29 protein-coding genes are annotated in these 23,584 nt (G+C 62.6%); 25 read left to right on the top strand and 4 right to left on the bottom strand.

Going from position 1 to position 23,584, the window contains the following annotated elements; all coding sequences use genetic code 11:
- Window positions 1–82: 82 nt before the first annotated feature.
- From KI811_RS07530 to KI811_RS07540, 3 genes are all read left to right on the top strand, one after another.
- Complete coding sequence (locus tag KI811_RS07530) at window positions 83–304, top strand: outer membrane protein assembly factor BamD (RefSeq protein ID WP_214185852.1); 222 nt, start codon at window positions 83–85, stop codon at window positions 302–304.
- 84 nt (window positions 305–388) lie between these two features.
- A complete protein-coding gene (locus KI811_RS07535) occupies window positions 389–610 on the top strand; it encodes a dodecin (protein WP_214185853.1) in 222 nt (73 codons plus the stop codon).
- Between the two features lie 49 nt (window positions 611–659).
- Complete coding sequence (locus tag KI811_RS07540; protein WP_214185854.1) at window positions 660–1,094, top strand: FKBP-type peptidyl-prolyl cis-trans isomerase; 435 nt, start codon at window positions 660–662, stop codon at window positions 1,092–1,094.
- 86 nt (window positions 1,095–1,180) lie between these two features.
- Here the strand turns inward: KI811_RS07540 and KI811_RS07545 are convergent, their stop codons facing one another.
- Complete coding sequence (locus KI811_RS07545; RefSeq protein WP_004513861.1) at window positions 1,181–1,657, bottom strand: ferritin family protein; 477 nt, start codon at window positions 1,655–1,657, stop codon at window positions 1,181–1,183.
- A gap of 158 nt (window positions 1,658–1,815) precedes the next feature.
- On the opposite strand from KI811_RS07545, the gene KI811_RS07550 reads away from it, so the two are divergent.
- Window positions 1,816–2,700: a complex I NDUFA9 subunit family protein gene (locus KI811_RS07550; RefSeq protein WP_214185855.1), complete on the top strand. Its 885-nt coding sequence runs from the start codon at window positions 1,816–1,818 to the stop codon at window positions 2,698–2,700.
- 10 nt (window positions 2,701–2,710) lie between these two features.
- On the opposite strand, the gene radC is transcribed toward KI811_RS07550, so the two are convergent.
- Both radC and uppP read right to left on the bottom strand, forming a co-directional pair.
- Window positions 2,711–3,400, bottom strand: coding sequence for a RadC family protein (gene radC, locus KI811_RS07555; protein WP_214185856.1), 690 nt, complete (start codon window positions 3,398–3,400; stop codon window positions 2,711–2,713).
- Window positions 3,401–3,484: 84 nt separating this feature from the next.
- A complete protein-coding gene (gene uppP / locus KI811_RS07560) occupies window positions 3,485–4,294 on the bottom strand; it encodes an undecaprenyl-diphosphatase UppP (protein WP_214185857.1) in 810 nt (269 codons plus the stop codon).
- A gap of 208 nt (window positions 4,295–4,502) precedes the next feature.
- Between uppP and KI811_RS07565 the strand changes: the two genes are divergently transcribed.
- Window positions 4,503–5,120 (top strand): DUF47 domain-containing protein, encoded by a 618-nt coding sequence (locus KI811_RS07565; protein ID WP_214185858.1) that lies wholly within the window; start codon window positions 4,503–4,505, stop codon window positions 5,118–5,120.
- The gene (locus KI811_RS07570; RefSeq protein ID WP_214185859.1) at window positions 5,113–6,114 is read left to right on the top strand and encodes an inorganic phosphate transporter; all 1,002 of its coding nucleotides are present in this window, start codon (window positions 5,113–5,115) and stop codon (window positions 6,112–6,114) included. Before KI811_RS07565 ends, KI811_RS07570 begins: the two co-directional genes overlap by 8 nt.
- Before the next feature lie 77 nt (window positions 6,115–6,191).
- Here KI811_RS07570 and KI811_RS07575 read toward each other — a convergent pair whose 3' ends face one another.
- Window positions 6,192–6,674: a DUF2062 domain-containing protein gene (locus KI811_RS07575; RefSeq protein WP_214185996.1), complete on the bottom strand. Its 483-nt coding sequence runs from the start codon at window positions 6,672–6,674 to the stop codon at window positions 6,192–6,194.
- 238 nt (window positions 6,675–6,912) lie between these two features.
- On the opposite strand from KI811_RS07575, the gene KI811_RS07580 reads away from it, so the two are divergent.
- From KI811_RS07580 to fliF, 19 genes are all read left to right on the top strand, one after another.
- Window positions 6,913–8,253 carry a TolC family protein gene (locus tag KI811_RS07580; protein WP_214185860.1) on the top strand — a complete coding sequence of 447 codons (1,341 nt, stop codon included), beginning with the start codon at window positions 6,913–6,915 and terminating at the stop codon, window positions 8,251–8,253.
- On the top strand, window positions 8,250–9,359 hold the full coding sequence (locus KI811_RS07585) for an efflux RND transporter periplasmic adaptor subunit (RefSeq protein WP_214185861.1): 1,110 nt from the start codon (window positions 8,250–8,252) through the stop codon (window positions 9,357–9,359). The genes KI811_RS07580 and KI811_RS07585 overlap by 4 nt, the downstream gene beginning before the upstream one ends.
- 33 nt (window positions 9,360–9,392) lie before the next feature.
- Entirely contained in the window at window positions 9,393–9,530 is a 138-nt protein-coding gene (locus tag KI811_RS07590) for a hypothetical protein (protein WP_214185862.1), read from the top strand.
- A gap of 10 nt (window positions 9,531–9,540) precedes the next feature.
- Entirely contained in the window at window positions 9,541–12,759 is a 3,219-nt protein-coding gene (locus KI811_RS07595) for an efflux RND transporter permease subunit (protein WP_214185863.1), read from the top strand.
- A gap of 99 nt (window positions 12,760–12,858) precedes the next feature.
- Window positions 12,859–13,287 carry a C-GCAxxG-C-C family protein gene (locus KI811_RS07600; RefSeq protein WP_214185864.1) on the top strand — a complete coding sequence of 143 codons (429 nt, stop codon included), beginning with the start codon at window positions 12,859–12,861 and terminating at the stop codon, window positions 13,285–13,287.
- A gap of 48 nt (window positions 13,288–13,335) precedes the next feature.
- On the top strand, window positions 13,336–13,734 hold the full coding sequence (locus tag KI811_RS07605) for a DUF302 domain-containing protein (protein ID WP_214185865.1): 399 nt from the start codon (window positions 13,336–13,338) through the stop codon (window positions 13,732–13,734).
- Between the two features lie 21 nt (window positions 13,735–13,755).
- Window positions 13,756–13,968: a YgaP family membrane protein gene (locus KI811_RS07610; RefSeq protein ID WP_214185866.1), complete on the top strand. Its 213-nt coding sequence runs from the start codon at window positions 13,756–13,758 to the stop codon at window positions 13,966–13,968.
- On the top strand, window positions 13,965–14,795 hold the full coding sequence (locus KI811_RS07615; RefSeq protein WP_214185867.1) for an MBL fold metallo-hydrolase: 831 nt from the start codon (window positions 13,965–13,967) through the stop codon (window positions 14,793–14,795). The genes KI811_RS07610 and KI811_RS07615 overlap by 4 nt, the downstream gene beginning before the upstream one ends.
- Window positions 14,796–14,807: 12 nt before the next feature.
- Complete coding sequence (locus KI811_RS07620; protein ID WP_214185868.1) at window positions 14,808–15,191, top strand: rhodanese-like domain-containing protein; 384 nt, start codon at window positions 14,808–14,810, stop codon at window positions 15,189–15,191.
- 111 nt (window positions 15,192–15,302) lie between these two features.
- Window positions 15,303–15,710, top strand: a complete 408-nt coding sequence (locus tag KI811_RS07625; RefSeq protein ID WP_214185869.1) for a bacteriohemerythrin — start codon at window positions 15,303–15,305, stop codon at window positions 15,708–15,710.
- 107 nt (window positions 15,711–15,817) lie between these two features.
- Complete coding sequence (locus KI811_RS07630; RefSeq protein ID WP_281874823.1) at window positions 15,818–16,039, top strand: chemotaxis protein; 222 nt, start codon at window positions 15,818–15,820, stop codon at window positions 16,037–16,039.
- Between the two features lie 78 nt (window positions 16,040–16,117).
- A complete protein-coding gene (locus tag KI811_RS07635) occupies window positions 16,118–16,480 on the top strand; it encodes a response regulator (RefSeq protein ID WP_004514294.1) in 363 nt (120 codons plus the stop codon).
- Window positions 16,477–16,983, top strand: a complete 507-nt coding sequence (locus KI811_RS07640) for a chemotaxis protein CheX (RefSeq protein WP_214185871.1) — start codon at window positions 16,477–16,479, stop codon at window positions 16,981–16,983. The genes KI811_RS07635 and KI811_RS07640 overlap by 4 nt, the downstream gene beginning before the upstream one ends.
- A 24-nt stretch (window positions 16,984–17,007) precedes the next feature.
- Window positions 17,008–18,105 carry a response regulator gene (locus tag KI811_RS07645; protein ID WP_214185872.1) on the top strand — a complete coding sequence of 366 codons (1,098 nt, stop codon included), beginning with the start codon at window positions 17,008–17,010 and terminating at the stop codon, window positions 18,103–18,105.
- A 176-nt stretch (window positions 18,106–18,281) separates the two neighbouring features.
- A complete protein-coding gene (locus KI811_RS07650) occupies window positions 18,282–20,390 on the top strand; it encodes a tetratricopeptide repeat protein (protein ID WP_214185873.1) in 2,109 nt (702 codons plus the stop codon).
- Between the two features lie 184 nt (window positions 20,391–20,574).
- The gene (gene flgB / locus KI811_RS07655) at window positions 20,575–20,997 is read left to right on the top strand and encodes a flagellar basal body rod protein FlgB (protein WP_214185874.1); all 423 of its coding nucleotides are present in this window, start codon (window positions 20,575–20,577) and stop codon (window positions 20,995–20,997) included.
- On the top strand, window positions 20,997–21,440 hold the full coding sequence (gene flgC / locus KI811_RS07660) for a flagellar basal body rod protein FlgC (RefSeq protein ID WP_214185875.1): 444 nt from the start codon (window positions 20,997–20,999) through the stop codon (window positions 21,438–21,440). Before flgB ends, flgC begins: the two co-directional genes overlap by 1 nt.
- Window positions 21,441–21,545: 105 nt before the next feature.
- Window positions 21,546–21,851: a flagellar hook-basal body complex protein FliE gene (gene fliE, locus KI811_RS07665; protein ID WP_214185876.1), complete on the top strand. Its 306-nt coding sequence runs from the start codon at window positions 21,546–21,548 to the stop codon at window positions 21,849–21,851.
- A 125-nt stretch (window positions 21,852–21,976) separates the two neighbouring features.
- On the top strand, window positions 21,977–23,560 hold the full coding sequence (fliF, locus tag KI811_RS07670; protein ID WP_214185877.1) for a flagellar basal-body MS-ring/collar protein FliF: 1,584 nt from the start codon (window positions 21,977–21,979) through the stop codon (window positions 23,558–23,560).
- Window positions 23,561–23,584: the final 24 nt, after the last annotated feature.

Below are 23,584 nucleotides of genomic sequence, written 5' to 3' on the forward strand. Positions count from 1 at the left end.
TGCGGCAGATTTTTGCCCTAGTGCAGCTGTCGATGCAATGAGGGCTTCGAATTTATTGATAGTTGCATTGGCGGAGGGGAATATGGGACGAGGTGTCGTTGTCGTTTTTTTCTTCTGCATGCTCGCTCTGGCGGCATGTTCCGGCAAAGGCGCTCAGGAACTCTTCGAGACGGCTCAGTTCGAGGAGAAGCAGCACAATCTTGATCATGCCCGCAAGCTCTACGAGGAAATCGTTGCAAAACATCCCCAGTCGGAGCTTGCCGCCAAGGCCAAGGAGCGGCTGAACGCAATGCCGGCGCGGTGACGGGACGTTCCTGACGGATTCCGACCCTTTACACCTCTTTACCCGGTGGTAAGCTTGTGGAAAATTCACGCTGCGGAGGATGCCATGAGCTACGGTGACGACAGGATTTACAAAAAGGTTGAGATTATCGGGGTGTCGAAGCGGGGATTGGAGGCGGCCATCCAGGCGGCCGTGGCCAAGGCCCACAAGTCGCTGGACAAACTCTCCTGGTTCGAGGTCCAGGATATCCGCGGCCATGTCGGGGACGACGGCATGATCGCCGAATATCAGGTGGTGCTGAAGGTGGCGTTCCAGATCAAAGAGTAAGCATCTGACGGGGAAGACAATTCATTAATTCGGGAAAGGAAAATCAAACATGGCACAGGCAAAAAAGGGTGATACCGTCAAGGTCCACTATACCGGAAAGCTCACCACCGGCGAGGTCTTCGATTCTTCCGAAGAGAGCGGGAGCGGCCCCCTTGAGTTCACCATCGGTGAGGGCGACGTGATCCCCGGCTTCGAGGAGGCGGTGATCGGCATGAATGCCGGCGAGGCGAAGACGGTGACGATCCCCGTGGACCAGGCCTATGGCCCCAGGCAGGAAGAGCTGGTGGCCGAGGTGGAGCGGGAGTATCTCCCTCAGGATGCCGAGCCGAAGCTGGGGCAGCAGTACGAGGTGACCCAGGATGACGGCCAGGTCTTCAACGTGACCGTGACGGAGATGACCGACACCACCGTTACCCTTGACGCCAACCATCCATTGGCTGGCCGGGACCTGGTCTTCGAGATCAAACTCGTCGAGGTCGCCTGATTCCAAGGGGTGACGGAGCATGAAAAAAGGGAAGGGGCACGTGGCCTCTTCCCTTTTTGTTTTAGGGCCGTTGAATGGACTGCGTTTCAGTTTTCGGTCATGAAGTGCTCTTCGTAGAGATCTTCCAGCTGCTGCAGGTGTTTCGCCTCGTCCGCCAACATCTTCTCGAAGATGCCCGCCATGGGGGCACCGGCGCATCCCTGTGACATCCGTTTGTAGAAATCCATGGACCCTTTTTCCAGGTGGATGGCGTAGGCCAGGGCCTCGCGAGTGTCCGAGTTGGGGCTCAGTTCCTTCTTGGCGAGGACATAGCCGAGGTTCATGGTTGAAATCTGTCTGTCAAGGGCTCCGGCCCCCTCCATCTCCCCTTCGAGGAGGGCCTGCTCAAGGCTGTGCTTGTGCTCAAGCTCGTCAAGGGCTGCTTCCTTGAGAATTTCGCGGGCTCCCTTGTGCTTGACCTTCCTGATGGCTGCCAGATAATGCCGGAAGCCCTCTTCCTCCATCTGGATCGCCATTTCCACGGCGGCTTCGAACGTGTAGCAGACCGCACCCTGTTCGCTCATGGTTTTCTATCCTCCCCATGTCTCGATAAATGATTCTTTATTAACACACCCGCCGGTCAATCACAAGGGTCTTGTATACACGGGATGCTGGCAAATGGACGGCAGTACGGTACACTTCACTCAACATACCACCATCGCCTGGGCTGAAGGAGGGCTTCATGAAAATATTTCTGACGGGAGGAACGGGTTTCATCGGCGGTCATGTGAGGAAGGCGCTGCTGGAGGCGGGGCACGGCATAAGGCTCCTCGTTCACCGCCGGCACGAGGGGGTCGAGGCAGGGGTCGAGCAGGCCGAGGGGGACGTGACGCGGCTGGACACCTTTGCCGCGGCAGTGGAGGGGTGCGACGCGACCATCAATCTCGTGGGGATCATCCGGGAGTTTCCGGCGCGGGGAATGACTTTCGACAAACTCCACGTGGAGGCGACGCAAAACGTCGTGGAGGCGGCCCGGCGGGCGGGAATCCGGCGCCATCTCCAGATGTCGGCCCTGGGCTCCCGGCCCAACGCCACCTCGCGGTACCACCAGACGAAATGGCGGGCCGAGGAGCAGGTGCGCACCTCGGGGCTTGAATGGACCATCTTTCGCCCTTCCATCGTCTTTGGCCCCAAGGACGATTTCATCAACAAGCTGGCCGGCTACATCAGGTCATACCCGGCCGTGCCGGTCATCGGCGACGGCAAGTACCGGCTTCAGCCGGTGGCGGCCGATGACGTGGCCCGCTGCTTCGCCCTGGCCCTGGAGAAGCCGGAGACGGTGGGGCAGGCCTACGAGTTATGCGGTCCGGACCGCATCTCCTACAATGACCTTCTCGATACCATCGGCCGGATCGTCGGCAAGGGGCATGTGCCGAAGATCCCCAACCCCCTCGGGATCATGAAGCTGGTTGTGCCGGTCATGCAGGGCTTCTCCTTTTTTCCCATCACCATGGACCAGATAACCATGCTCGTGGAGGAAAACATCTGCGCCAGCCCCTGGCCCCAGGTTTTCGGCTTCGAGCCCCAGTGCTTTGAGCTGGGGATTGCCACGTACCTCCGGCGCTGATGCTCCGCTTCTACATGAAGCCCGCTGAAACGAAGCTTGTGAAGCGGCTGTCGCCGATGATGATGTGGTCGAGGACCTTGATCCCCATGAGGTCCCCTGCTTCCCTGAGGCGCCGGGTGATCTCCAGGTCCTCGCGGCTCGGGGCTGGGTCTCCGGTGGGGTGGTTGTGGACGAGAATCACGGCGGCGGCCGATTCCCGCACGGCCGGGTTGAAGACTTCCCGCGGATGAACGATGCTCTGGTTGAGACTCCCCTCTGATATCTGCACCTCCCGCATGATCCGGTTTTTCCCGTCCAGCAGAAGCACCATGAAGTACTCCTTGCGCCGATCCCGGAAGGCGTAGTGGTAGTGGTTGTAGACCTGCTCGGGTGAGGTGAACCGCTCGCTGCAGATCATGAGCCGCTCCGAGTTGATGCGCGCCGCAATCTCCAGGGCCGCCTTGATTGAAGCGGCCTTGGCCGGGCCGGTTCCCCTCACGGCGCAGAGCTCTCCCACGGTGGCGCCGGCCAGGGTCCGGAGATCGCCGAACTCCTGAAGGAGCGCCCTGCCGAGATCAATGGCGCTCCGTTTCGTGACCGAATCGCCGGTTCGTATGATGAGTGCGAGGAGCTCCGCGTCGGAGAGGGTGGGGCTCCCCCGCCGCATCAGCTTTTCCCGGGGACGCTCGTCCTCGGGCCACGCCTTGATGCCGCCTGCCATATGTTGTTCCTCCCTGTCGAATTTCCCGAGTCGGGTGGAACTGTAGCATGTGGGCAAGATAATGAAAAGTGGCTCAGGAGTGATTTATTGGTTGAAGATGAAGAGTAGTACTCCCGCTCCCGCCAGGAGCCGGTACCAGACAAAGGGGTAGAGGGAGTAGCGCTGCACGAGCTTGAGGAGGAGGGCGACGCTTGCGTAGCCGAATAATGCCGAGACGCCGATGCCGATCAGAAGCGGCTGCAGTTCCCCCTCGGGGATGCCGTGCCGCGCCAGATGGCCCACCTTCAGGAGTGCCGCTCCGGCCACGATGGGGAGGGAGAGAAGGAACGAGAAGCGGGCCGCCGTTTCCCGGCTGAAGCCGAGGAAGAGCGCCGCGGTGATGGTGATCCCCGAGCGGGAGACGCCGGGGAGGAGCGCCAGGCACTGGGCGAGGCCGATCAGCATGGCGCTCTTGAGGTCGATCTGGTCCATGCGCCACTTTTTTGAGCCGAGAGTGTCCGCCAGGGCCAGCAGAAGCCCGAAGCCGATCAGGAGTGCGGCGATGATGGCCGGGTTGGAGCGGAAGATGGCTTCGATCGGCTCTTCAAGGGTCTTTCCGGCGATGGCGGCGGGAACGCAGCCGGCAATGATGTACCAGGGAAGGCGGGTAGCAGAGGAGCCTCCCTTCGCCGTGAGCCCCGAGAGGGCGTTCACGGCCAGTTCGGCGATGTCGCGGCGGAAGTAGAGGGCGAGGGCGATGAGGGTTCCCAGGTGGAGGGCCACGTCGAAGGTGATCCCCGATTCGGGCCATCCAAAAAGCCAGGGAATGAGGATCAGGTGTGCCGAACTGCTGATGGGGAGCACTTCGGTGAGCCCCTGAACGGCTCCGAGAACTGTTGCGTGAAGAGGATTCATAACTGGTTTTCTCCTTGGGGTGCTGACGTGGGCGCCGTAGCGTAACCGATGTGATGATACAAGTCAAAGGCTGGAGCGCAACGCCACGGAGGTGTAACGCCGTTGCAATAATTTTCATAGGCAGAGGGGGAATTTTGTGCTATTTCTCGTCTGTTTTGGACTATCAACCAGCGGCGTCGTGGTGCCGCACCAGAAGCGGAGGGAGCAAATGTTCGGCCTTATTCCGAAGGAAGAAAAATTTTTCGCCCTGTTCAAGGACATGACCGCCAACATCATTGAAGGGGCCAAGCTCCTCAAGGAGATGGTTGACAACTACGACGACCCCCAGGGGATGCAGAAGCGGATCAAGGACGTGGAGCACCAGGGTGACCACATCACCCATGACATCATCCAGAAACTCAACAAGAGCTTCGTCACCCCCCTGGATCGGGAAGACATCTATGCGCTTTCCGCTGCCCTTGATGACATTCTGGACCTGATCGACGCATCATCGCAGCGCTTCATCATGTACAACGTGGAGAAGCCGACCCCGGAGGCGAAGGAACTCGCCTTCATCATCCTCAAGTCGTGCGAGGCGGTTGCCAAGGCCGTGGCCCAGCTTGGCGGCAAGTTCGAGCACATCGCCGAGTCCTGCGTGGAGGTGAATGCCCTGGAGAACGAGGCTGACCGGGTCTGCCGCGAGGCCATCAGCCGCCTCTTCGACGAAGAGAAGGACCCGATCCAGCTCATCAAGTGGAAAGAGATCTACGAGACCCTGGAGCGGGCAACCGACAAGTGCGAGGACGCGGCCAACATTCTGGAAAGCGTGGTGGTTAAAAATGCTTGATGCCACGTTGATCATGCTCGTCCTGGTCATCGGGGCGGCGCTGGCTTTCGACTACATCAACGGCTTCCACGATACGGCCAACGCCATCGCCACCTGCGTTTCGACTCGGGCGCTCTCCGTCAGGGCCGCCATTACCATGGCAGCGGTTCTGAACTTTGCCGGCGCCATGATCTCCACCAAGGTGGCCGCCACCATCGGCAAGGGGATCGTCGATGCGTCCAACGTTACCCAGATGGTGGTGCTGGCAGGGATCCTCGGCGCCATCGTCTGGGACCTGATCACCTGGTACTATGGGCTCCCCGCCTCCTCCTCCCACGCCATCATCGGCGGCCTCATGGGGGCGGTGATCGCCCATGCCGGCACGGCGGCACTCCACTGGAAGGGGCTCGAAAAGATCGTCCTCTCCCTGATCCTTTCCCCCATTGTCGGGACCTTCCTCGGTTTCGTCGTCATGGTCATCATGCTGTGGTGTTTCAAGAGCACATCGCCCTATTCAATCAACAGGCACTTCCGGCGGCTTCAGGTTCTCTCGGCCGCTTTCATGGCCTTCTCCCATGGCACCGCCGACGCCCAGAAGTCCATGGGGGTCATCACCATGGCGTTGGTGAGCTACGGAACTCTCTCCGCCTTCGTTGTCCCCACCTGGGTGAAGATGGCCTGCGCCGTGGCCATGGGGCTCGGCACCGCCGCCGGCGGGTGGCGGATCATCAAGACCGTGGGAAAAGACTTCGTGAAGCTTCAGCCCGTTCACGGGTTCTGTGTCGAGACCGCATCCGCCGGGGTTATCCTGGGTGCGTCATCCATCGGGATGCCGGTCAGTACTACTCACGTTATCACCTCATCCATCCTCGGCGTTGGTCTCTCAAAGCGCCTCACTGCGGTCAACTGGAACGTGGCAGGCCGGATACTCGTCGCCTGGGTCCTGACCATCCCGGCATCGGCGATCATGGCTTATGTCTGCTACCAGGTTCTCACTCCTATTCTTGGGAAGTGAGCGGAGCTGCCGATGAACGGCGGCGGGTGACAAATCGACAGGAAACAGAAAAAGCGGGGCATCGTTCCCCGCTTTTTCTATTCCAGCTCTTCGCCGACCTCTTCCATCTCATCGGCAAGGGTGGCAAGGGTTTCATCCTTTTTCCGGAAGCGGACCACGAGCCAGTAACAGAGGGCGTAGGAGACAAGGGCGGCGGCAAAGCCGAGGAGGGAGGTTCCGATCATGAGGGTGGCGGCGTGGCTCTTCAGGTGTGTCCAGTGGAGCCCCTTGAAATGGAACTCCTGGGGGGGGAGCCCCCGAACCACCCGACCCAGCTTGTAGCTGGCCGCCAGGATGGGGACCACGGTAAAGGGGGTGTTGACCCAGGCGCCGGTGACGCAGGTGAGCTTATTGAGCCGGAAGATGAAGGCGGCCGCAATGGCCAGGACCGTGTGGAGCGAGAAGAAGGGGGTGAAGCTGATGAAGACCCCCACGGCGAGGCCGGCAGCGATGTGCCCCGGATGGCTGTCGAGGGAGAGGATGGCCCTGATGTTCTTCTTCCACTTTTCCTTGTCGAGCACGTCTTCCTCCGTGGTTGCGCAGAGAACCGAGTCTAAAGGCCCGCCCCCCGCCTTGTCAATCCATTTCACCCCTCAACCCCATCCACACGCCTAATTCCGTTTCCTCTGAGTCCTGACAAAATATCTCTCTCCGGTATACTTTTACGGTTGACACAATCGAGCACAATACATATATATAAATTCATATATTTGATGTTCTGCTGTTTCGTGCAGACATCAAAGAAGAAAGGGACGTTCCGTGAAATATTTTGCTGCCGGTTTTTTGTTGCTGCTTCTCACGCCCGCGGTCCTGCTGGCTGCCGAACCGTCCGTGGCCCTCAACGAGGCCCTCATCCTGGCCCTGGAACGGAATCACCTGGTGAGCGGAGCCGCCTACGAGAAAGAGGCGGCGGAGGAGGGGGCCGCGGCGAGCCGCAGCCGGTACTTGCCCCGGATCGTGGCGGAGGAGGCGTTCAGCGCTTCTGACCTTCCCACCCGCGTTTTCATGATGAAACTCGACCAGGGGCGTTTTGCAACGAGCGACTTCGAACTCGGCAATCTGAACACTCCCTCTTCCTACCATGACTTCCGTACGGCGCTTACCCTGGAGCAGCCCCTCTTCGATTTGGGGATCGGCTACGGCCGGGAGATGGCAGAGCGGGAGGCGGAGCGGATGGGGTACCGGTTCGAGGGGCGCCGTGAAGATGTGGGGTTCGCGGTTTATGGCGCCTATCTGGGGGTGCAGCGGGCAAAGGCTGTCCTGGCCGCCGCCGAGAAGGACGTGGAAGAGGCCCGGGAGCACCTGCGGGTGGCCACGGTACGCGGCCATGAGGGGACCGGGCTCAAGTCCGACGAATTGCGGGCAAGAACCTTCCTCTCCGAGGCGGAGGAACGGACCATCACCGCCCTTAATGACCTGAAGCTGGCCAAAATGCGCCTGGCCCTCGCCGTGGGAGGCGGGTCCGGGGAATCCCTCGATATCCGCGGGGATGTGACGGGTGAGGCGTTCCGCCTGAACGAGGAGGAGATCGTGCGCCAGGCCCTCGCCAATCGTCGGGACCTGAAGGGTGTCGAAAAGGGGGTGGAGCGGGCCGAGGCCGCCATGGGGCTCGCCCGCAGCGCCTGGTTCCCCACGCTTTACGCGGCTGCGTCCGTGCAGATGAACGACAGGGACGTTCCCTTCGGTCGCGACAACGACGGATGGAGCGCCGGGGTGAACCTGCGCTGGGAGGTCTTTGACGGCATGGGAAGGATGCACGGGACGGCCAGGGCACGGGCCGAGCGTGACGCTGCCGCCCAGTACCTGGAGCAGTTCCGCAAGGAGGTGGACCTCCAGGTGCGGGAGAGCATCCTGCGCCGGGCCGAGGCGGGAAAGCGGCTCGAGGTGGCGCGCCATGCACTTCTGGCGGCTGAGGAGGGATCCCGGCTCGTGAACAAGCGCTTTGCCAACGGCCTCGTCACCATGGTGGAGCTCCTGGACGCCCAGTCGGCCCTCAGCCGGGCCCGCACCGGCCTCGCGGAGCGTGAGGCTGACCATCTGCTGGCAACGGCACGGATCTACCACACCGCCGGCATATTCCTGAAGGAGATGGCACCATGAGGATTCGGACAGTCGCCCTGCCGCTTTTGGCTGCTGCAGCAATGATGATTCACGGCTGCGGCGGGGGAAAGGAAGGAGCGGAGAAGAAAGGGAAGCCTTCCGTCGTGACGGGGGTGACGGTGGAAAAGGTCGCCCCGGTGACGATCCCCGAAGGGATTGAAGCGGTGGGGACGGTGAAGGCCCGCAACGCCGCGGTGATCGCTGCCCGCATCCCCGGCACCGTCACCGGCGTCTTTGCGGTCGAGGGGGAGCGGGTCGGGCGGGGGAAGGTCCTCGTGACCCTGGAGGCAACGGAGAGTACGGCCCAGGCAGCGGCCGCATCAGCCTCGGCGGAGGAGGCAAGGCGTGGGCTTGAGGAGGCCCGGGCCCGCAAGCGCCTTGCCGATGCCACCTTTGAGCGTTACCACAACCTCTTCAGGGAAGAGGCTGTTACGCGGCAGGAGTTGGATAACCGGCAGGCCGACAAGGATGTGGCCGACCAGGGGGTTGCCCGGGCCGAGGCCAGAGTTGCCGCGGCGCGGGAAGGCGCCCGGGCCGCCGGCGCCGTTGCCGGCCATACCCGCATCACCGCACCCCTGGCCGGCGTGGTCACGGCAAAGCAGGTGGAGCGGGGGATGACGGTCTTCCCGGGCACGCCGCTTCTCACTGTTGAGGAGGAGGGGAACTACCGCCTGGAGGTGGCGGTTCCCGAGTCCCTGGTGGCCAAGGCCAAGGTGGGCGCCACGGTGCGGGTGGCCGTGGATGGAGCCGGTGCGGCAGCATCCGGGCGCATCGCCGAGGTGGTTCCGGCCGCCGACCCGGCAAGCCGCACCTTCACCGCCAAAGTGGATATTGCCGGCAAGGGGCTGAAGTCGGGGATGTTCGGTCGGGTCCTTTTGTCCACCGGGGAAAAGAAGGGGATCCTCGTGCCCCGGGGGGCGGTGGTGGAGCGGGGCGCCCTCACCTCGGTCTGGGTGGTTGACGGGCGCAATATCGCCCGCATGCGGCTCGTGAAGCCCGGCGCGGTCCAGGGGGATCGGGTGGAAATCCTCACGGGGCTCTCGGACGGTGAGCGGGTCGTGACCGCTGGCGTGGAGAAGGTTATCGAAGGAGCGGAAGTCCGGTAGCACAGCTCCCATCACCCGTGGGGGGGGCCTTGAGTGCGTCTTGACGATGACGATACCCGCAGCGGGAGGAGGTACCTCGTCTGGTTCCTCTGCTTTGTGGCGGTCTGGCTCCTGATTGCCGGCATCATCCTCGTGGTGCGCCGCGGGTGGTCGTTCCCGGACATGGGATAAGGTGTAAGAGATGGAAAAACTCGGCGTTGCCGGAAACATAGCGAAAGCGTTCATCAATTCGAAGCTGACTCCCCTCATCGTGCTGGCGGCGCTGTTGCTGGGGGTCTACGCCGTGCTCGTGACCCCCCGGGAGGAGGAGCCCCAGATCGTCGTGCCGATGATCGACATCTACCTCCCCATGCCCGGCTCCACCCCCAAGGAGGTGGAGGAGCGGGTGGTGGTCCCCTTTGAGAAGACCATGTGGGAGCTTCCGGGGGTGGAGTACGTCTACTCCATGAGCCGGCCGGGGATGGGGATCGTGACGGTCCGTTTCCTCGTGGGCGAGGAGATGGAAAAGTCCCTCGTCAAGCTCTATAACAAGGTGATGGAAAAGCGGGCCATGCTCCCGCCGGGGGCTGGCGAACCGCTGGTCGTTCCGAAATCCATCGACGATGTTCCCATCCTCACCCTCACCCTCTGGTCCGACCGTTACGACGGCCAGACCCTCCGGAGGCTCGGGCGCGAACTTTGCGACGAGCTGAAGAAGGGGAGCAACGTTGCCGAGACCCACATCACGGGGGGCCTCAGCCGTCAGCTCTCGGTCCGCCTCGACTCTGCCAGGCTTGCCGCCTACGGTCTCTCCCCCCTTCAGGTCATGGGGGCGATCCAGGGGGGGAACGCCCGGCTCCCCTCGGGGACCTTCGATAGAGGGAACCGGGAGCTTCTCGTGGATACCGGCGGCTTCATCGCCAGTGCGGAAGAGGCCCGGCGCCTTGTGGTGAGCGCCCGGGACGGCCGGCCCGTTTATCTCTCCGATGTGGCAACCGTTGTGGACGGTCCCCAGGAGCCCAAAGACTACGTCTTTTTCGGATTGGGGCCGGCGGCGGACCATAAGGGGATTTCCGGCAACCGGGCCGAGAGCTATCCGGCGGTCACCCTCTCCGTGGCCAAGCGCAAGGGTGCCAACGCCACCTGGGTGGCCGAGGACCTTCTGAAACGGGTGGAGTTCCTGAAGGGGAAGCTGATCCCCTCCGACGTGCAGGTGACGGTCACCCGCAACTACGGCGAGACGGCCAAGGAGAAGAACAACGAGCTTCTCTTCCACATGTTCCTGGCGGCCATCTCGGTCACGATTCTCATCGCCGTCTTCATGGGGTGGCGGGCCGGGGCCGTGGCGGCCATCGCCATCCCGGTGACCCTTGCCCTCACCATGCTGGTCTTCAACCTGATCGGCTACACCCTGAACCGGATCACCCTGTTCGCCCTCATCTTCTCCATCGGCATCCTGGTGGATGACGCCATCGTGGTGGTGGAGAACATCCACCGCTACTTCACCACCACGCGCTTCAAACCCCTGGAGGCGGCAATCCGGGCCGTGGACGAGATCGGCAACCCCACGGTGCTCGCAACCTTCGCGGTCATCGCCTCCATCCTCCCCATGGGGTTCGTGGGAGGGCTCATGGGGCCCTACATGCGGCCGATTCCCGTGGGGGCCAGCATGGCCATGCTCCTCTCCATGTTCATCGCCTTCATGGTCACCCCCTATTTCGCCTACCGGCTCATGAAGGGAGAGTCCCACTTCGGGAGCGAGGCGGAGGCAGAAGAATCGAAGCTCACCGCCTTCTACCGGAAGTGGATGGGGCGTCTGATCCATGACCGGAAGCTCCGCTATGGTTTCCTGACCGGCGTGGTGGTGTTGCTGCTCATCGCCTGCTCCCTCATCTCCTTCAAGCTCGTCACCGTGAAGATGCTCCCCTTCGACAACAAGAACGAGCTCCAGGTGATCATCGACACCCCCGAGGGGACCCCCTTGGAGGAGACGGCCCGTGTGACCGCCGAGATGGCCGAGGCGTTGCGCACCGTACCCGAGGTGACCGACTTCCAGACCTACGTGGGGACGAGCGCCCCCTTCAACTTCAACGGCCTCGTGCGCCACTACTACCTGCGGAGCGGTGCCAACGTGGCCGACATCCAGGTGAACTTCGTCCACAAGGAGGAGCGGAAGGATCAGTCCCACGCCCTGGCCAAGCGGATCAGGCCCCTTTTGAAGAGCGTGGCCGACCGCCACGGCGCCCGCATCAAGGTGGCCGAGGTGCCGCCGGGGCCGCCGGTCCTCTCCACGCTCGTCACCGAGGTCTACGGCCCAGACCAGGCAACCCGCCTCGACATCGCCCGGAAGATCAAGGCCATCTACCAGAAGGTGGACGGGGTGGTAGACACCGATTGGTATGTGGAAGACGACCAGCAGAAGGTTACCTTTGCCGTGGACCGGGAAAAGGCGGCCCTCAGCGGCATCGCCGTAGAGGATGTGGCCAAGACGCTGCGGATCGCAGTGGCGGGCATGGACGCCGGCATCATGCACCTGCCTACGGAGAAGGAGCCGGTCCCCATAACGCTTCGGCTCCCGGTGGCGCAGCGGAGCTCCGTGGCCTCCCTCTCCTCCATCTACGTGCCGGGGCCCCGGGGAACCGTGCCGCTTTCCCAGTTGGTCCGGGTGACCACCGGTGTCGAAGACCAGACCCTCTACCGGAAGAACCTGAAGAGTGTGGTCTACGTCACCGGCGACGTGGCCGGGAAGATCGAGGCGCCGGTCTACGCCATCCTGAAGATGCAGAAGGAGATTGACGCGATACCGCTTCCCGGCGGGTATAAGATCGAGCAGCGGGCCGCCACGCAGCCCTGGAGCGAGGAGCGCCCGGGCATCAAGTGGGACGGCGAGTGGCACATCACCTACGAGGTCTTCCGGGACCTGGGGCTCGCCTTCGGGGCGGTGATGATCCTCATTTACCTCCTTGTCGTGGCCTGGTTCAGGGACTTCACCACGCCGCTCGTGATCATGGCGCCGATCCCCCTCACCCTCATCGGCATCCTGCCGGGGCACGCCCTCTTCGGCGCCTTCTTCACCGCCACGAGCATGATCGGCTTCATCGCCCTGGCCGGGATCATCGTCCGGAACTCCATCATCCTCATCGACTTCGCCGAACTGAAGCGTCGGGAGGGATTGCCGCTCGACGAGGCCATCATCGAGGCGGGGGCGGTTCGGTTCCGTCCCATGCTCCTGACGGCGGCGGCGGTGGTGGTGGGGAGCTTCGTCATCGTCTTCGACCCCATTTTCCAGGGGCTCGCCCTGGCCATGATGTTCGGGGAGATCGCCTCCACGACCCTCTCCAGGGTGACGATACCGATATTGTATTATCTGGTGGAGTCGTGGAAGGAGCGCCACCGGAAGGGTGACGCAGAGGCATTGTAGGGGCGCCGCTTGCTGCGCCCGGATCGCCTTTCGTTTAACATGCCGATAAGGGCGCAGCAAGCGGCGCCCCTACACAACCATATGCTCAACGGAGGTTCAATGTTCTGGCAGAAGAAACAAACCAACCCCACCGCCGAGACCGTGGCCGAGAAGGTCGGCACCGAGGCGGAGGGATTCTACCGCTCCGGCAGCATGCACTGCGCCGAAGCGGTGCTCATGGCGGCCCGCAACCAGTTTTTCCCCATGGTGCCCGAGGAAATCGTGCGGGCCGCGTCGGGCTTTGGTGGCGGCTCCGGCGTGGGGTGCATCTGCGGCGCCGTCGCCGGCGGCACCATAGCCTTCGGCTTCGTCCTCAAGGATGACAAGCGTGAGCTCAAGCGGGTCACGAAGGAGCTCCACGAGTGGTTCAAGCAGGAGTACGGCGCCTCCTGCTGCCGCATCGCCACGAAGAACGCCAAGGATAGGGGCGGATGTGCCGTCCTGACCGGCGAGGTGGCAAAGAAGATGGCGGAGCTTCTGGCGTCGTAGAACCGGGGCGATCACGAGGGTCGCCCCAGCGGAACAGGGAGGTTTATCATGGAACTGACGACATCGTACGCATTCGGCAAGACGGTCGGGATGGGATACGCAGAGGCCGTGGCCCGGGTCCGGGAGGAACTGGCGAAGGAGGGGTTCGGCGTTCTCACCGAGATCGACGTGACCGAGAAGTTCAGGGAGAAGCTCGGCCGCGACTTTCGTGACTACATCATTCTCGGTGCCTGCAATCCGGCCATGGCCTGGGAGGCGTTCCACCGGGAGCTGAACATCGGGACCCTGCTCCCGTGCAACGTCTGCGTCTATACCGGCGATGACGGGGCCACCGTCGTGATGGTCATGGACCCGGTGGCGGCCCTTGGCATGGTCGGCAACGCCGAGTTGACCGAAGTGGCCGCTGCCGTGCGGCAGAAGATGGAGCGGGTGCTGGCCGCACTGTAGCGAATACAAGGAGAACAAAGAATGTACATCGATCGCATGCTCAGGATCATCGCCGGGAGCTTCATCCTCATCTCGCTCCTCCTGGCCCACTACCACAGCCCCAACTGGCTCTGGTTCACCGCTTTCGTGGGGCTGAACCTCTTCCAGTCGGGGTTCACCAACTGGTGCCCCATGATTACCATCCTGGAGAAGCTGGGGGTGCCCCGATTCCCTGAAAAGTGCTGCAGCAGATGAGCCGGCGGATCACCATTCTCTGCGACAACACCGTGGGCCCCATCGCCGGCACCATCGGCGAGCACGGCTTCTCCGCCCTGGTGGAGTGGGAGGGTGGGGCGCTCCTCTTCGACACCGGCCGCGGGGAGGGGCTTCTTGCCAATGCCCAGCGGATGAACCGGGACCTGCGCCGGGTGGGCGCGGTGGCCCTCTCCCATGGCCACTACGACCATACCGGCGGCCTTTGGGGACTCCTCTCCTCCTGCGGGGGGAAGGAGATCCTGGCCCACCCGGGGATCTTTGCCCGGCGCTACCGGGTGAAGGACACCGGGGAAGCCCTTTCCATCGGCATTCCCTATGCCGAGGAGTTCCTCCGGGGGCAGGGTGCCCGCTTTTCCTTTTCGGACCAGTTCCGGGAGGTGGGGCCCGGCCTCTTTCTCACGGGGGAGGTGCCCCGCACCGCCCCCTTCGAGAAGGGGGACGCGGGACTCTTCTGTGACGATGCAGGGTGCGCCGCGGATCCGATCCGGGACGACCAGTCCCTCATCATCCGGACCGGGCGGGGGCTCGTGCTTCTGCTTGGCTGCTGCCACGCGGGGCTTGTGAACACCATCGAGTGGGCCCGGGATGCCACCGGCGTGGCCGAGATCCATGCCGTCATGGGCGGGACCCACCTCGGCTTCTGCGGCCAGAACCAGTTGGACGAGACGGTGGCGGCCCTCAGGGGGTATGGCGTGCGGAAGATCCTCGGGAGCCACTGCACCGGATTCGCCGCCGCGGCCCGGCTCCACCAGGAGTTCCCGGGCCGCTTCCATCCTGCCCACGTGGGATACACTATCGAAGTGTAAACGGAGTAACTCATGGTCATGAAGCAGATTGCCATCATCCCAATGATCGTTCTGGCCCTGGTGGCCACGGTCCTGGCCGCCGGCTACCGCGACATCAAGGCCACGGAGGCGAAGAGCCTCCTTGCCGCAAACAAGAAAGTCTTTCTCCTGGACGTTCGCACTCCCGAAGAATTCGGCCAGGGGCGGCTCCAGGGGGCAGTCCTGATACCCATCAACGAGGTGGAGCGCCGCATCGGCGAGATTCCCCGCAACCGGCCCATCGTGGTCTACTGCGCCGTGGGCTCCCGCTCGGGGCTCGTGGCCGGCTTCCTCTCCCGGAAGGGGTACCGGGAGGTCTACAACGTGTCCGACGGCATCGTCGGCTGGTACCGCAACGGCTTCCCCATTCTCCGCTGAATCTTTCCATACGGCCTCTTATTTTTCTAAAGTTTGCCTTCCGTTGGTCGATTGATAGTAGTACGTGACGGCGACGCCGTGCGACCAACATGACGAAGGAGGCTCTACCCTATGGCCCTCATTACCTGGAACGACAGCCTGAGTGTGAAAGTGAAACAGTTCGATGACCAGCACAAGAAGCTCGTCGAAATGCTGAATCAACTCTTTGACGCCATGAAGGCCGGCAAGGGAAGTCTTGTCGTGGGGGACATCCTCAAGCAGCTCATCGCCTACACGCAGACCCATTTCGCCGCCGAGGAACGGCTCATGAAGCAGTACGGTTATACCGACTTCGAGGCCCACAAGAAGGAGCACAACGCCCTTGTCGTGCAGGTTCTTGACCTCCAGAAACAGTTCCAGGACGGGAAAGCGGTTCTCACCCAGAATGTCATGACCTTCCTGCGGGACTGGCTCTCCAAGCATATCCAGGGCGACGACAAGAAGTACGGCATCTTCTTCAACGGCAAGGGAGTGATGTAGCCGCTCGACCCTCCTTCCTGAATTTCTCTTCTTTCAGGCTCTTGTGGAACAGACCGTGCATGAGACACGGATGCCCGGGGGTATTCCCGCGGCCGGGGAGGGAGCTCGTGAACAAAGCGGGGGCAACGGTCAGAGGGATGGAGGAGGTGCTTCGCACCATTGAGGAATCGGCGGATACGGCCAATCTCCTGGCTCTCGAGATAGCCATCGAGGGGTGGGAGACGGCGCCGGTGCGTCAACGCGACGATCAGCTTGCTGAGGCGGCGGACCGCGCCGTGCGGGCGACAGCCGACATGGCTTGCCTCTTGCGCTCCTCCGGGCTCTTTTGACGAACGGTTCAATTTTCTGACTCGTCGGGGCAACCCGGCATACTCTATCGGTTACAGAAGAAACGGAAGGAGAAAGGCATGGCCAACGTACTCATTGTGGACGATTCCTCAACCATGAGAAAGATCATCTCCCGCTCGCTCCGTCAGGCGGGTCTCCCCGTGGACGAGATCTTCGAGGGGGGCGACGGCATTGAGGGGCTCAATGTCCTTGCCGGCAAAAGCGTCGACCTCATTCTCTCCGACATCAACATGCCGAACATGGACGGGCTTGAGTTCATCAAGCAGGCCCGGGCCAACGGCTGCAAGGCCCCCATCGTCATGATCACCACCGAGGGTGGCGAGGACATCCTCAAGCAGGCCCTGGAAAACGGTGCCAGCGACAGCATCAAAAAGCCCTTCACTCCCGACCAGCTCAACGAGAAGCTCGGAGGCCTCCTATGACCCTCTCGAGCGGTGTGGCCGAAGCGACCAGGCTTACCGAGGAGCAGGTTGCCGGCTTCATCATCGACGCCACCAAGGAAGTATTCGGCACCATGGTGATGATGGAGCTGGAGGACCAGTATCCCCTCCAGGAGCCGGTCACGAAATTCCGCTGCAGCGTCACCGGAATGGTGGGGCTTGCCGGTACCTATTCGGGAATCCTTTCCATCCACTGTCCCCTGGAGTTCGCCCTGCGGATCACTTCCAACATGCTCGGTATGGATGTTGAAGAGGTGGGCGAGGACGTGAACGACGCCCTGGGGGAGATCGCCAATATGCTGGGGGGGTACGTGAAGATGGTGCTCTCCAAAGGCGGGATGGACCTCCACCTTTCGGTCCCGACAGTCATATCCGGCGAGGAGTACACCCTGAACGCCATGGCCGACAGCGACTGCGTCATCATCCCCTTCGTCAACGAGTCGCAGCGGTTCCTCGTGGGGTTGAAACTGCAGAAGGAAGCATAGATCTCAGCAGGAGCCTCTTGATCCATGGATGGGTTTGTCAATCTCACCTCTGTCATCGATAATGCCCTGAAGCAGACCGCCGAAGACAGCGGCATGCTCCTGGGGCAGGAACTCACCATCGGCCAAGCCGACATTATTTCCACGAACCGGGCCACCTACTTCTGCGACCTGGACGATGTCTGTTTCGTGGCGGAGGTGACTGCCAGCGGCGAGTACCCCGGCACGTTCCACATGGTTTTCGGGCTGCGGGACGCCATCTGTATGAGCGGCTTCCTCCTCGGCATCCCTCCTGCCCGCATCAATGAGAAGCGCCGCCTCGCCATCATGGAGACTGACGACGCCGACGCCTTCTCCGAGATCATCAACCAGGCGATCGGATCGTTCAACACGGTTTTCCAGCCGGCCTTCGAGAACAAGGTCCATCTGAAGGTAGTTCCTCCCAAGAAGTTTGTCCCCGAAACCACCGAGATCACCGACACCGAGCCGATTCCCGACGGCGAGTATCTCATGTTCCGCGCCCGCATGGAGATGCCGGGGCTGGAGATGGGGAATTTTGACATCCTCATGCCGCGGGGGCTTGCCGAACTCTTCGATCCCCCCCGGGAAGAGCCCGAACCGGTTCCCGAAGATGCGGGAAGCGACGGCGAAGAGGGGGATGAGGCGGCGGCCGCTGAGGAGGAGTTCGTCGCAACGCCGGTGGCCGCTCCCGCGGCCGAAGGGGCCGAGGCGGCGTCTGACGTGGTGGAGAGCGGCGCCCGCCGGGTTCTCATCCTCGAGGACGACGAGACCGATCGCCAGATGGTGCGGGAACTCCTGGCAACCCGCGGGTTCGAACTGGTGGAAGCCAGGCTCGACGCCGACATCCGCGAGATATTCTCACAAGGGGGCGTGCGGCTCGTGGTGCTCGGCATTCACAACAACGACGACCGCGACATGTCCCTCTGCATCAAGATCAAGGCCATCGCCCAGGGCGAGAGCCTTCCCATCATCATGTGCGCCCGGGAATGGACCCGTACCGCCGTGCTCAAGGCGGTCAGGTACGGCGCCCGCGACATCATCCTCAAGCCCTACCAGGAGGATGACGTGCTGGCCAAGGTGGAAAAGTTCCTGAACGCCGCATGATTTCCCCCCCGGGTCCCTTTGTCAAAATTGTGACATAAACGAGCCTCTTTTGACGTCACCCTTCCCTTCGCCCCTCTCTTTTGTCCCGAATCCCCCTGTTTGACGCCTCGTCGTAACGGCACGACTTTTGCCGTTCGTGATGGGGGGATTGCGCCCCGGACTTCACTCAAGGTGTCATGACCGTGAACAGATTACTGAAAACAGCCCTCGGCTGCGCTCTCCTGCTCCTGACCATCCTGGCAACGGCTGGTCCTGGCCGGGCCGACGACCGGAACCGTCTCCGCCGCATTGACGTCAGGCCCCGAAGCGGGTTCACGCGGCTTACGCTCAAGCTCGATCGGGAACCGGCCTACACGCTGACCCACCTTGCGGGAAACCGGGTGCGGGTCACTCTGCGGGATACCGATGGTGCCCGGTGGAAGCGGCTCCGCTCCTACAGCGACTCCAACGTTACCGGCTGCGCCGTTGCCAGACGCCGGGGGGATCTCCTCGTCACCGTGGGTGTCAAGGGTGATCCCCGCGGTGTGAGGGCCATCGCCACGCCGGGGGTGGCGGCGCTCACCCTCGACGTGGGGAGCCGCCTGGCCCCCTCCCGCACCTCTCCCTTCGCCCAAGGGCGTGAGGGAATCCGGGTGGGAGTCGAGCAGCTCGTCACCCGCTTCGATCCTCCCCTCAAGAGCGACATCCCCTTCGTACCCACCGATCGCCGGATTCTCCAGAAAATGCTCACCCCCGAGGAGGTGGATATCATCCTCGCCGGCGAGGCCGCCCTCTACCGGGGGCAGGGGAGCGAGGCCGAACGGGTCTTCGCCCCCATCGTCACCGTCCAGTCGCCGGTGAGGGCCCTGGCCTACTACCGTCTCGGCGAGGCCCGCTCCATGCTCCAGAAATACGGCGAGGCCCTGCGGGATTTCCGGGAGGGGGAGAAGCTCCAGCCCGAGTTCCTTGCCCATTCGCCGGGAACGGCCTTTGCCTACGCTGATGCCGTGGTCCGCAGCGGCGATCTGGAGGGGGGGCGCAGGATGCTGGGACGCCTCATCGCGAGCCTTGCCGACAAGAAGTTTGCGCCGATGCTCCTGGTGAGGCTGGCCGACATCCTTTCCCGCCAGGGGAAGGAGATGGCGGCAGAGGCCATATACCGGACCGTCGCGGAAAATTTCCCGGACAACAAGGCGAAGTGGCAGGCACGGATGAAGCTTGCCGACCGCAAGTTCATGACGATCGAGCCGGCCACCTTCAGGGGGCTCGTGGACGAGTATCTGGAGATCAACCGGAGCAGCGACTTTTCCCTCCGTGAAGAGTCGCTCTTCAAGGCGGCGCTTCTCACCGCCCTCTTCGGCGAGGTCCCGGACGGCTTCGCGCTTGTCTCCGAGTACGAAAAGAAGTTCTCCCGGGGCACCTACATAAGCGTCGCCCGGGGGATGCGGGAAGAGCTCATCGTGCCGATGGTCCGGGCGTTGATTCAGGCCAAGGATTTTCCCGCCCTCATCATGCTGGCCCAGGAGAACCGGGACTACCTGGGGAGGTGCATCGCCGATCCCGATTTCGTGCGCAGCCTCGTCATCGCCTTTGCCGACCAGGGACGCTTCTCGGAAGAAGCGGAGCTCTTCTCGTACCTGGCCGGCAAGGATTGGAGCGCCCCCCAGGCACCCGAGCTCTACCGTCGGATCATCGAGGCCGCGGAGCGGACCGGCGACATCCCCTTGCTGGAAAATTCAGCCGACAACTTCCTGAGGCGCTTCCCCGATCATCCCTTGGCCCTGCGCTACCGGGAGCAGGTGGCGGCCCTCGACTACAACCGGGGAAATCTGCCGAAGGTGGCGGCGCGGCTCGCCCCCCTCCTGACGGGCAAGGGGCGTCCTGATGACGTGGAAAGCTACTACATTCTCGGCAAATCCCTGGAAAGCGCGGGCAACAAAAAAGACGCGGAGCGGGCCATGGTCCTCTTTCTGTCAGAACTTCGACAGCGGGGAGGGGCATCGGCCCTGGCGCCCGATGCCCATTACGTGGCTGCTTCGGCCCGGCTCGCGCGGGGTGACCGGAAGGGGGCCATGGAGCTCCTTCGGGCCGGAAGTGCATCCGCTTCCGAGGCCCAGCGGGACCCGTTCCTCTATAAAATGGGAGAGATCGCCCGGCTTGAGGGGCGCAACGACGAGGCCGCCGGCCATTTCAAGGCGGTTGCCGACAACGGGAAAGACCCCGTCTGGCAACAGATGGCCGCCCAGGCCCTGGCCGACATGGAACTGAAGAAGAGGCTCGCGGGGCAGGTGAAGCTGTCAAAATAATGGCTGGATGACAGGATAGGGGCGAAGCAGGGTTTATCTGCTTCGCCCTTGTTGTCCTTGGAATCACAGGGCGAAGCGGATGAGTCGTTTGCTTCGCCCCTACGGGTGCGTGGGGTTTGGCGGTGAACAACGACTCTGGTACGCCTTTTGCTGAAGAGGGTGCGTAGGAACAAGGAGAACGGCAATGCCAATCGACAAGATATTTGGAACCACCGTGGATCTTCTGGCCAAGAGCATCGACCTCCGCTCCAGGAGCCACACCATGATTTCCGCCAACCTGGCCAACGTCGAGACCCCGAACTACACCCCCACGGCCCTTTCCTTCGAGAATGAGCTCAGGGGGGCACTCAAGGGGAAGAACACGGGGAGCCCGGCTGTCACCCATCCGAAGCACATCCCGCTCAAGGGGCAGAGCAACTCCATCCAGCAGGTCCAGGGGACGGTGGTCGAGACCCCCTCCCTCTCCCCCGGCAAGGACAACAACGGGGTGGAGCTGGAGGCGGAGATGTCCCGCATGGCCGAGAACCAGATCATGTACAACGCATCGATCCAAATCCTCTCCAAGCAGTTCAACGAAATCAAATCCGCCATCAGGGAGAATAAATAATGGATTTCTTCAGCGCCATGCAGATCAGCTCTTCCGCCCTCTCTGCCGAGCGGACGCGGATGAACCTCATCTCCTCCAACATCGCCAACGCCAACTCCACCCGCACCGCCGAAGGAGGCCCCTACAAGCGCAAGGATGCCGTCTTTGCCGCCACCCCGGCCGCGGAGAAGTTCCAGGCGACCATGGAGCGGATGCGCCGCGGCGCAAGCCCCGCCGGGGTCCAGGTGACCCAGGTCATCGAAGATCAGAACCCTCCCCGGCTCCAGTACGACCCCACCCATCCGGACGCCAATCCCCAGGGGTACGTGGCGCTTCCCAACGTGAACGTGGTGGAGGAGATGGCCGACATGATCGCCGCCACCCGGGCCTACGAGGCCAATGTCACGGCGGTGCAGGCCGCCAAGAGCATGGCCCTCAAGACCCTCGAACTCAGCACGCGGTAACCTTATTCATTTTTTTGACGCAAAAAAAGGGTGCGTCACAGGCACCCTTATGGAAGCTTATCGGCAACCGGCGCAGAAACTTTAGAGCTTTTTCAGGAGGCAGTCGTGATTGACGGAATCGAAAGCGGTATAGGACTGGGACAGGCGTTTCCCGAGGTCGGAGCGAAGGGGGCGAAGCCGGCCAACATGGCCAGCGATGCGGGCAAATTCTTCGGCGAACTGGTCTCCAAGGTGAACGAGCTGCAGTCCCAGTCGGACTCTGCCGTTCAGGCCCTTGCCACCGGAGAGTCCCAGGGGCTCCACGAAGTGATGATCGCCATGGAGAAATCGTCCCTTGCCTTCCAGTTCCTGGGCCAGGTCCGGAACAAGGCCATTGACGCGTACAATGAAGTCATGCGGATGCAGGTCTAAGGTGAGCGCTGAAAAACGGATTGCATGTAATCCGTAGGGGCGCTGCTTGCCGCGCCCGTTTCCGAACAGGGCGCGGCAAGCGGCGTCCCTACGAAATCGCCTTGTGTCACGTATCGGAGTCATAAATGCCTGAAGGTCTGCAAAAGCTGTTGGAGCCGTTTATGGCCCTTCCCCCCGTGAAGCGGTGGGTCGTGGGCGGGGTCGTGGGGGTGTCGATCATTGCCTTCGCCCTCCTGATAATGGTCGCCAACCGCACCGACTACCGGCCCCTCTTCACCAACCTCACCAGCGAGGATGCCGGCGAGATCGTCAACAAGCTCAAGGAACAGAAGGTTCCCTACCGGATCGCCGCCGACGGCAAGGCAATCCTGGTCCCCTCCGACAAGGTCTACGACCTGCGCCTGACCATGGCTTCCGCGGGGCTTCCCCAGGGGGGCGGGGTCGGTTTCGAGATCTTTGACCGAAAGAACTTCGGCATGACCGAGTTCGTCCAGAAGCTCAACTACCAGCGGGCCCTCCAGGGGGAACTCTCCCGGACCATCGGCCAGATCGCTGGGGTGGAGCAGGCCCGGGTCCACCTGGCAATTCCCGAGAAGGCCCTCTTCAAGGAGGACGAGAAGCCCGCCACCGCCTCGGTGGTGCTCAAGGTGAAGGGAAATCGCCAACTCAACGACAGTGATGTCCAGGGAATCGTCCATCTCGTGGCTTCCTCCATCGAAGGGATGAACCCGGAGCGCGTGACCGTTCTCGACCAGAAGGGGAAGCTTCTTTCCAAGAATGGCCCCACGGATGCCGCCGGCAAGATGACCGCCTCCATGCAGGAGGTGCAGCGGACCTACGAGCGAGGCACCGAGGAGCGGCTCCAGTCCTTGCTTGACAAAGCGGTCGGTTCCGGCAAGTCGGTGGCCCGCGTATCGGCGGTCTTCGATTTCCGCCAGGTGGAGCGCTACGAGGAGAAGTACGACCCCGAAACCGTGGTCCGCAGCGAGCAGCGCAGCGAGGAGAGCATGGGAGGCGCCAACGCCACGGCAGGGGTCCCGGGAGCCCAGACGAACCTGGGCCGCACCCCGGCCGGTGCCGGCGGCGCCACCGGCCCCTCAGGCAACAAGAACGATGAAACCCTCAACTACGAGGTGAGCCGCTCAACGGCCCGGACCATCGAGCCGGTGGGAGCCCTTTCCAAGGTGTCCGTGGCGATCCTCGTGGACGGCAAGTACGACGCCCCGGCCGCCGGCAAGGATGGCAAGAACGCCAAGCCCAAGTACACCCCCCGCTCCCCCGCCGAACTCCAACAGATTGAGGCTCTGGTCAAAGGCGCCGTCGGTTTCAACGCCGGACGGGGTGACCAGGTGACGGTGGCGAACATCCCGTTCCAGGATACCGCCGAGGCGGGGACTGACGAGGGAAGCCAGTGGTGGAACGCACCCATTTTCCTCTCGCTCCTCAAAAACGGCCTCATCGGCTTCGGCTTCCTGGCGCTCCTCCTCTTTGTGGTTCGTCCCCTCATGAAGATGCTGAAGCCCGAGAAGAAGACCTCTTTCGAGCCGATCACCGCTGCCGAGGAAACCCTGAACCAGATCGCCGAGGTCCACCGCGCCCAGATCCAGAACCAGACCATCCGGCAGATGGAGCTTATGAACAAGGTGAAGGACGAGCCCTACCAGGCCGCCCAGATCCTCCAGAACTGGCTTCGCGCCAAGGAGCAATGATCCGTTAGCATGAACCACCATCCC

Origin of the sequence: Geobacter hydrogenophilus, assembly GCF_018501225.1 — a bacterium.
GTDB lineage: Bacteria > Desulfobacterota > Desulfuromonadia > Geobacterales > Geobacteraceae > Geobacter > Geobacter hydrogenophilus.